Below are 7655 nucleotides of genomic sequence, written 5' to 3'. Positions count from 1 at the left end.
GGTGGTGCCGCCCTCGGGGCCGGTCTCCTCGGCGACGGCGGGGGCGGGGGTCGGCTTCCCGCTGTGCTTCCCGCCGCGGTGACCGCCGTGCTTCCCGTCGTAGTGACCGCCGCGGTGACCGCCGTCCGTGAGCGGGGCGGGCGGGGCGGCGGGCCCCGCCAGCCGTACTCGCCGGTCGGCGGCGGCCAGCAGGGCCGGCCGGTGCGCGACCACCAGCACGGTGCGCGCCGGATCGGCGGCCAGTGCCCGGACGGTGTCCACGACGGCCGCCTCGGAGGCGCCGTCCAGGTTGGCGGTCGGCTCGTCCAGCAGCACCAGCGGCCGGTCGTCGGCGAGCAGCACCCGGGCGAGGGCGAGGCGCTGGCGCTGCCCGGCGGAGAGCCCGGCGCCGTCCTCCCCCAGGACGGCCGCCAGGTCGGTCACGAAGTCGAGCGCGTGCGCGGACCGCAGCGCCGTCCACAGCTGCTCGTCGGTGGCCTGCGGCCGGTAGAGCCGCAGGTTCTCGGCGACCGTCCCGGCGAACAGGTGCGGGTGCTGCGGCACCCAGGCGATCTGCCGCCGCCAGCTCTGCGGGTCCAGCTCGGCCAGGTCGTGGACGCGGCCGTCGGCGGCGGTGATCCGGACGGTGCCGGAGTCCGGGGCGGTGAGGCCGAGCAGGACGGCCAGCAGGGTGGACTTGCCGGCGCCGCTGGGGCCGGTGAGCGCCGTGCTGGAGCCCGGGCTCAGGGTCAGCCCGGCGCCGTCCAGGGCGGGCTCGGTGCGCCCGGGGTGCCGGACGACCAGGCCGTCGGCGGCGATCTCGGCACCCGCGAGGTCCGGCGCCGGGGTGGTGCCGGCGGCGGGCAGCGGGGTCTCCAGCACCCGGAACAGCTCGTCGGCGGCGCTCAGCCCCTCGACGCTGGAGTGGTAGAGCGCGCCGACCTGGCGGATCGGGAAGTACACCTCGGGGGCGAGCACCAGGATCAGCAGCCCGGTCTCCAGGTCGAGCGTGCCGTCCACCAGCCGGAAGCCGACGGTGACGGCGACCAGCGCGACGGACAGGGTGGAGAGCAGTTCCAGGGTGAAGGAGGAGACGAAGGCGATCCGCAGGGTGCGCAGGGTGGCGCGGCGGTAGTCGGCGGTGATCCGGGCGATGGTGGCGGCCTGGGTGCGGGCCCGGTTGAACACCTTGAGGGTGGGCAGCCCGGCGACCACGTCGAGGAAGTGGTGGGAGAGCCGGGCCAGGGTGTTCCACTGCCGGTCCATCCGGGACTGGGTGGCCATCCCGATCAGCACCATGAACAGCGGGACCAGCGGCAGCGTTCCGGCGATGATCGCGGCCGAGGTGAAGTCGGCGCCGACGATCCGCAGCAGCACGATCACCGGGACGACCACGGCCAGCGCCAGCTGCGGCAGGTAGCGGGCGAAGTAGTCGTCCAGCGCGTCGATGCCGCGGGTGGCGAGGGTGGTGAGTTCGCCGGTGCGCCGGCCCGCCAGGTAGGACGGGCCGAGCGCGGTGGCGTGGTCGAGCAGCCGGCGCCGCAGGGTGGACTTCACCCGGGCGACGGACCGGTGCGCGGTGAGCTCGGTGAGCCAGCCGACCAGCCCGCGCCCGACCGCCGTCAGGGCGAGCAGCAGCAGCGGCGTGGTCAGCTCGCCGAGCGTCGCCCCGCGCTGGAAGGCGCGGACGACGATCTCGGCGATCAGACTCGCCTGGGCGACCACCAGGGCCGCGCCGACCGCGCCGAGCAGCACGGATCCGACGAGGAAGGCCCTGGTGGTGCGGGCGTACCCGAGGAGTCGGGGGTCGACCGGCTTCATGGCGTCAGGCCTGGTCGAGCGGGGCGGCCGGGTTGTGCCCGGGGATGTGCTGGACGCCGATCCGCTTGCGGAACACCCAGTACGTCCAGCCCTGGTAGAGCAGCACCAGCGGGGTGAAGATCGCCGCCACGACGGTCATCACCTTCAGCGTGTAGGGCGAGGACGCGGCGTTGCCGACGGTCAGGCTCCAGTCCGGGTTCAGGGTGGAGGGCATGACGTCCGGGAAGAGCGCCAGGAAGAGCATCCCGACCGCGGCCACGATGGTCGCCCCGGAGAGGCTGAACGCCCAGCCCTCGCGGCCGAGCTGGTTGGCCGCCAGGGCGCCGAGCAGGGCGACCACCGCGACGATCATCGCGGCGAGGCTGCGGCCGTTGCCGTGGTCGGCCTGGGTCCAGATCAGGAAGGCCAGCGCCAGCACGGCGGTCACCAGACCGGACAGCAGGGCGGCCCTGCGGGCCCGCTCGCGGATCTCGCCGACCGTCTTGAGCGCGGCGAACACCGAGCCGTGCAGGGTGAACAGGGCGAGCGTCACCAGGCCGCCGAGCAGCGCGTACGGGTTCAGCAGGTCCCAGAGGGTGCCGATGTAGTTCTTCTGCGCGTCGATGTCCACGCCGCGCACGATGTTGGCGAAGGCCACGCCCCAGAGGAAGGCCGGGAGGAGGGAGGTCCAGAAGATGGCCTCCTCCCAGTTCCGCTGCCAGCGGGCGCCGTCGCGCTTGGCCCGGTACTCGAAGGCCACCCCGCGGACGATCAGGCAGACCAGGATGACCAGCAGCGGGATGTAGAAGCCGCTGAAGAGCGTCGCGTACCAGTCCGGGAAGGCCGCGAAGGTGGCGCCGCCGGCGGTCAGCAGCCAGACCTCGTTGCCGTCCCAGACCGGGCCGATGGTGTTGATCAGCACCCGTCGTTCGGCGGTGTTGCGGGCCAGCAGCTTGGTCAGCACGCCGATCCCGAAGTCGAAGCCCTCCAGGAAGAAGTAGCCGATCCACAGGACCGCGATCAGCACGAACCAGACGTCGTGGAGTTGCATGTCAGATCCTCAGTTCCCCGGTGTCCCGGCGCCTCAGTAGGCGAAGGCGAGCGGCTTGTCGGCGTCCTCGTCCGAGGACGGTCCGCGCAGCGACGGGTCCTTGGTGGGCGGCTGCTCGGTCACCACCGGGCCGGCCTTGGCGTACTTGACCAGCAGCCGGACCTCGATGACCGCGAGGATCGCGTACAGCGCGGTGAAGGTGGCCAGCGCCCCGATCTGGGTGCCGACGCCGACATTGGGGGAGACGGCGCTGGCCGTGGTCATCAGGCCGAAGACGGCCCAGGGCTGACGGCCCATCTCGGTGAAGATCCAGCCGAAGCTGTTGGCGATCAGCGGGAAGCCCATGGTCAGGATGCCGATCCGCCAGCTCCACTTGGTCAGCAGCGGCCCCAGCTCGCGCTTGGGGGTGAGCATCAGCCGGGGCACCTCGGTCTCGCCGGTGCGGAACTCGGGGCGCAGGAAGAGCTTCCTCCGGGTGGTCCACAGGCCGATCAGGCCGGCCAGGAAGGAGGTCATCCCGAAGCCGATCATGAGGCGGAAGCCCCAGTAGGTGACGAAGATGCTCGGGATGTAGTCCTTGGGGTCGCCGCCGTGCTGGGCGGCCTCGGCGGCGGCGGTGTCGTTGATGCCGGGGACGGAGGAGCTGAAGTCGCTGTGGGCGAGGAAGGAGAGTATTCCGGGGATCTCCAGGGCGACCGAGTTGTGGCCCTTGCTGACGTCGCCGACCGCGAAGACCGAGAACGGGGCCGGCGCCTGGGTCTCCCACAGCGCCTCGGCGGCGGCCATCTTCATCGGCTGCTGCTCGAACATGACCTTGCCCAGGGTGTCGCCGCTGAGCGCGGTGCCGGCGCCGAAGACCACCGCGAGCACCAGGCCGAGCCGCAGCGAGGTCCGCATCGCGGCGGTCTTCTTCGGGTCGGCGGTCTCCGGCTTGCGCTTGGCCTTCCAGAGGTGGAAGGAGGCGATGCCGACGACGAAGGCCGCACCGGTGAGGAAGGCGGCGGTCAGGGTGTGGAAGACGACCACGAGGGTGGTGTTCTGGAACAGCACCCGGACGACGTCGGTCAGTTGGGCCTTGCCGGTGACCGGGTCGATCGCGTAGCCGACCGGGTGCTGCATCCAGGAGTTGGCGGCCAGGATGAAGTAGGCGGAGAGCACGGTGCCCAGGGCCACCATCCACATGCAGGCACAGTGGATCTTCCTCGGCAGCTTGTCCCAGCCGAAGATCCACAGGCCGATGAAGGTGGACTCGAAGAAGAAGGCGATCAGCGCCTCCATCGCGAGCGGGGCGCCGAAGACGTCACCGACGAAGCGGGAGTAGTCGGACCAGTTCATGCCGAACTGGAATTCCTGGACGATTCCCGTGACCACGCCCATCGCGATGTTGATGAGGAAGAGCTTTCCCCAGAACTTGGTGGCGTGGAAGTACTTCTCCTTGTCCGTCCGCACCCAGGCGGTCTCCAGACCGGCCACGATCGCGGCCAGGCTGATCGTGAGCGGGACGAAGAGGAAGTGGTAGACGGTGGTGATGCCGAATTGCCATCGCGCGATGGTCTCGTGAGCGATTGCCAGTTCCACGTCGCCCTCTCTCCCAACCTGCCCGCGTGACGACGGGCATCTTCCGGACAAACTTCATCTATAGCCGTAGACCGTTGCTCAACTACGCAAGCTTGTCCGCTTGTGAACGTGAACACGTTCACAAGGAGCAGTATCCACCATCCTTACGGGGGAACTGCAGGTGGGGTGGGATTGACAGCCCGGTGCGCTGCGCCGCGGCCCGCGGTGCGGTCCGCACAGTCTGCGGACCCACCGCGGACCGGGGCAACGAACGACGGGGCGGACGGCCGGACCGTGTTGGCCGAACCGGCGCTTGACAGGCCCGCGACCCGGTCGCCCCGGCCGGATCCGCGTGCTACCGGCGCCTCGCTACGCGCGGCCGAGCAGCTCGGTCCCCGGGGCGGAGTCGGCGCGGGCCGTGAAGAACCCGGTGAAACCGGCGAGGAACTCCTCCCGGGTGATCCGCCCGTCCCCGTCGGCGTCCAGCCGGCGGAAACCGTGCGACAACTCCGCCGGGTGCACCCGCGACCCGCCGAACACCGTGCGGTACTCGTCGAACTCCAGGAAACCGCTGCCGTCGGTGTCCGCCGCCGTGAACACCGCCCGCAGCGCGGGCAGCAGCCCCCGCTCCAGGTAGGCCTCGTCCCGGTCCAGGCCGGACAGGGTGGCCGCGACGAACTCGTCCCGGTCGACCCTCCCGTCCCCGTCGGCGTCCATCACCGCGCGCAGCTGCTCCCACCAGCTGTCGAAGGCCTCGTACACCCGGGCCTCACCGGCCTCGTCCAGCTCCAGCTGCCAGCACACGTTGTGCGCCATCGCCCGCAGGTCGTGCACGGTGATGAAGCCGTCGCCGGTCTGGTCCAGCACCTCGCGGAAGAAGCGGTCCAGCCGGGGCCCGCGGCCGTCCCGGTGCGGGTGGCGGCGCTTCGGCGGCCGGGACGGCTCCGGCGAGCGGTAGCGCAACCGGTCCGGGAGGAGGGGGACGACGGCGCCGGCGCCGCGGTGCAGCACCGCGGACAGCAGCGCGGCCCGCCGGGTACGGACCACCCCGAACCGCTCCCGCACCGCCGGCGGCAGGTCCGCCACCGTCAGCTCGCGGATCACCCGGGCGACCACCAGCCGCACCACCCGCCACCCCGCGTCACCGAGGAACCGGAGCCGGCGCGGCCGGGGCGCCTCCCGCAGCAGATCGTCCAGCAGGTGGCGCGCCGCCTCGGTGAACTCCAGCCGCTCCCGCGCGTACCGGGCGAAGTAGGCCGGCAACTCCCCCACGGTTTCCGGGATCTCGCCCTTCGGGAGGCCGAAGGCGGCGACCGCCTCCCGGAACTCCGCGTACGCCTGCGCCACCTCCTGCGCGTCGTACGGGTCCCCGCCCAGCCGGCGCATCGCGACCACGCCCTCGAAGAGCGTCAACAGCACCCACGCCCTGGTCGCCGCGTCCCCGGCGTCGTACGGCCGCCCGTCCGGCCCCGTCCCCCGGATCCGTTTGTGCGCCCGCTCCAGCCGGGCGACCTCCCGGTGCAGCGACTGCGCGTCCTGGTAGAACAGCCGCCGCCCGCTGCCCAGCGTGTGCTCCACCCGCCGCCACGGGTGCGCCCGGTACGTCGAGTGCTCCGCCATCCCCGCCGACACCACCGGGTCCGCCGCCTGCAGCACCAGCAGCCGCCACGCGACCAGCAGGATCCGCCACTCCGAAAGGTCCCGCTTGAACGACGCGGACCGCTCAGCCACGAGCACGCTCATGGACACACCCCACTTCCCGTCCAGTGTGATCAGCCCGCGCGAGTCCGCACGGGCAACGGCTGGACGGTCGCACGCGGCCGAGGGGCCGGCCGGGTGAACGCGATTGATTCACTCGATCGAGGAGTTTCGGGGCCGGAACGCCGGAACCGCAGGACGGGCCGGGGCCTGTCCTGCGGTTCCGGGGTGGTCGCGCCGTCCTCCCGAGCGGGCGCGACCGGGGTGGGTCAGGAGGTGGGGCGGGTGGCCGGCTTGCGGCGGGAGACGTAGAGGGCCGCGGCGCCGAGGCTGATCGCGAGGCCGGCACCCAGGGCGAGGTACGGGGTGGCCGGGTTGGAGCCGGTCTCGGCGAGTTCGGTGGTCGAGCCGGTGGTGGCCCGGCTGGTCGACGTGGTCGAGGTGCTCGACGTGGTCGAGGCGGTCGACCTGCCGGTGGTGCTGGTCTTGGCCGTGGTGGTGGTGTTGGAGACCGGGGTGACCGCCGCGGGCTGCTCCGCCGGCTTCTCGGCCGGCTTCTCGGCGGGCTTCTCGACCGGCTTCTCGGCGGCCGCCCTCGCTTCGGCGAGGGCCTGGTCCGCGGCGGCCTTGGCGGCGGCCGCGGCCTTGGTGGCCTGGTCCGCCGTGTGGATCCGCCGGAACGCCTCGACCCGGGCGTCGTCCAGGGCGTTCCCGGCGGCGGTCACGGCGGCCTTGGCCTTCGCGTCCGCGGCGATGGCGGCGTTGGCGGCGTCGATCGCCTTGAGCATCCGCTCCCTGGCCTTGGGCAGGTCCTCCTCCTTGGCGGAGCCGTACGCCAAGGAGGCCTCCTCGGCCTCCTTGTTGGCGGCGTCCTTGGCCGCGGCGGCCTTCACCGCGGCGGCCTTGGCCTCCTGGTACTTGCCCTGGTAGGGCTGCGAGTCGTTGAGGAAGGCGGAGGCCTCGGCCCGCACCGTGGCCTCGTTGGCGACGGCCGCCGTCCAGGCCTTGGCGGCGTCGGCGGCGGCCCGCTCCAGCTCGGCGATCGAGCCGTTGTCGCTCCGGGTCTGGGCCGCGGAGGCCGACTCCGCGAAGGCGGGTGCCGCGGAGAGCACCACGGCGGGCGAGACGACGGCGGCGACGAGGGCGGCCGAGACCAGCGAACGGCGGAGTTTCACAATGACCCCTTTCGGGCCTGCAGGAAAGCAAAAGCCTCGACCGGAAGGGTTTCCGACGGCCGGGCAGCACCGATCATAGGCATACGCATTCTTGACGCTCCATGCCGGATTCCGGCAATGACCGGGCACCGTGTCTTCCTGGTTCGCCGGGGAATTGACGAGTCGACAAAGTCGGGGCCGGTCCGCTGCGCAAAGGCCGGAATTCCCGACATTCGGGCGAACCCGCAGGAAATCCGGTCAGTGCTGGCAGGGCAGTTCGACGCGGAAGGTGGCGCCCTCGCCCGGGGCGGTGCGCAGGGTGAGGGATAACAGATAACAGCGGACGGATGACAGAGTTTGAAATCTGTCATCCGTCCGCTGTTCCCCGTCGCCCGTCAGCTCGGCTCGTACCGCAG

The 7655-nt window shown here is 71.9% G+C and carries 5 protein-coding genes; all 5 read right to left on the bottom strand.

What is annotated here, in order from left to right:
* A partial coding sequence (gene cydD / locus ACIQOV_RS17805) for a thiol reductant ABC exporter subunit CydD (RefSeq protein ID WP_401049484.1) occupies window positions 1-1800 on the bottom strand: 1800 nt, incomplete at its 3' end.
* Window positions 1801-1804: 4 nt separating this feature from the next.
* Entirely contained in the window at window positions 1805-2830 is a 1026-nt protein-coding gene (cydB, locus tag ACIQOV_RS17800; protein ID WP_401049482.1) for a cytochrome d ubiquinol oxidase subunit II, read from the bottom strand.
* Window positions 2831-2863: 33 nt separating this feature from the next.
* Entirely contained in the window at window positions 2864-4408 is a 1545-nt protein-coding gene (locus ACIQOV_RS17795) for a cytochrome ubiquinol oxidase subunit I (RefSeq protein WP_401049480.1), read from the bottom strand.
* Window positions 4409-4756: 348 nt separating this feature from the next.
* Window positions 4757-6130, bottom strand: coding sequence for an oxygenase MpaB family protein (locus ACIQOV_RS17790; RefSeq protein WP_401049479.1), 1374 nt, complete (start codon window positions 6128-6130; stop codon window positions 4757-4759).
* 224 nt (window positions 6131-6354) lie between these two features.
* Window positions 6355-7260: an LAETG motif-containing sortase-dependent surface protein gene (locus tag ACIQOV_RS17785; protein WP_401049477.1), complete on the bottom strand. Its 906-nt coding sequence runs from the start codon at window positions 7258-7260 to the stop codon at window positions 6355-6357.
* Window positions 7261-7655: the final 395 nt, after the last annotated feature.

This window comes from Kitasatospora sp. NPDC091257 (assembly GCF_044757675.1).
Lineage (GTDB): Bacteria > Actinomycetota > Actinomycetes > Streptomycetales > Streptomycetaceae > Kitasatospora > Kitasatospora lactacystinica.
The sequence above is the reverse complement of the archived record's forward strand: the minus strand, read 5'-3'. Positions and strand labels throughout refer to the sequence as shown.

What these genes read in the sequence shown, in the direction of transcription:
- ACIQOV_RS17790 (WP_401049479.1), bottom strand. Translation starts at nt 6,130, where the DNA reads ATGAGCGTGCTCGTGGCTGAGCGGTCCGCGTCGTTCAAGCGGGACCTT.
- cydB (WP_401049482.1), bottom strand. Translation starts at nt 2,830, where the DNA reads ATGCAACTCCACGACGTCTGGTTCGTGCTGATCGCGGTCCTGTGGATC.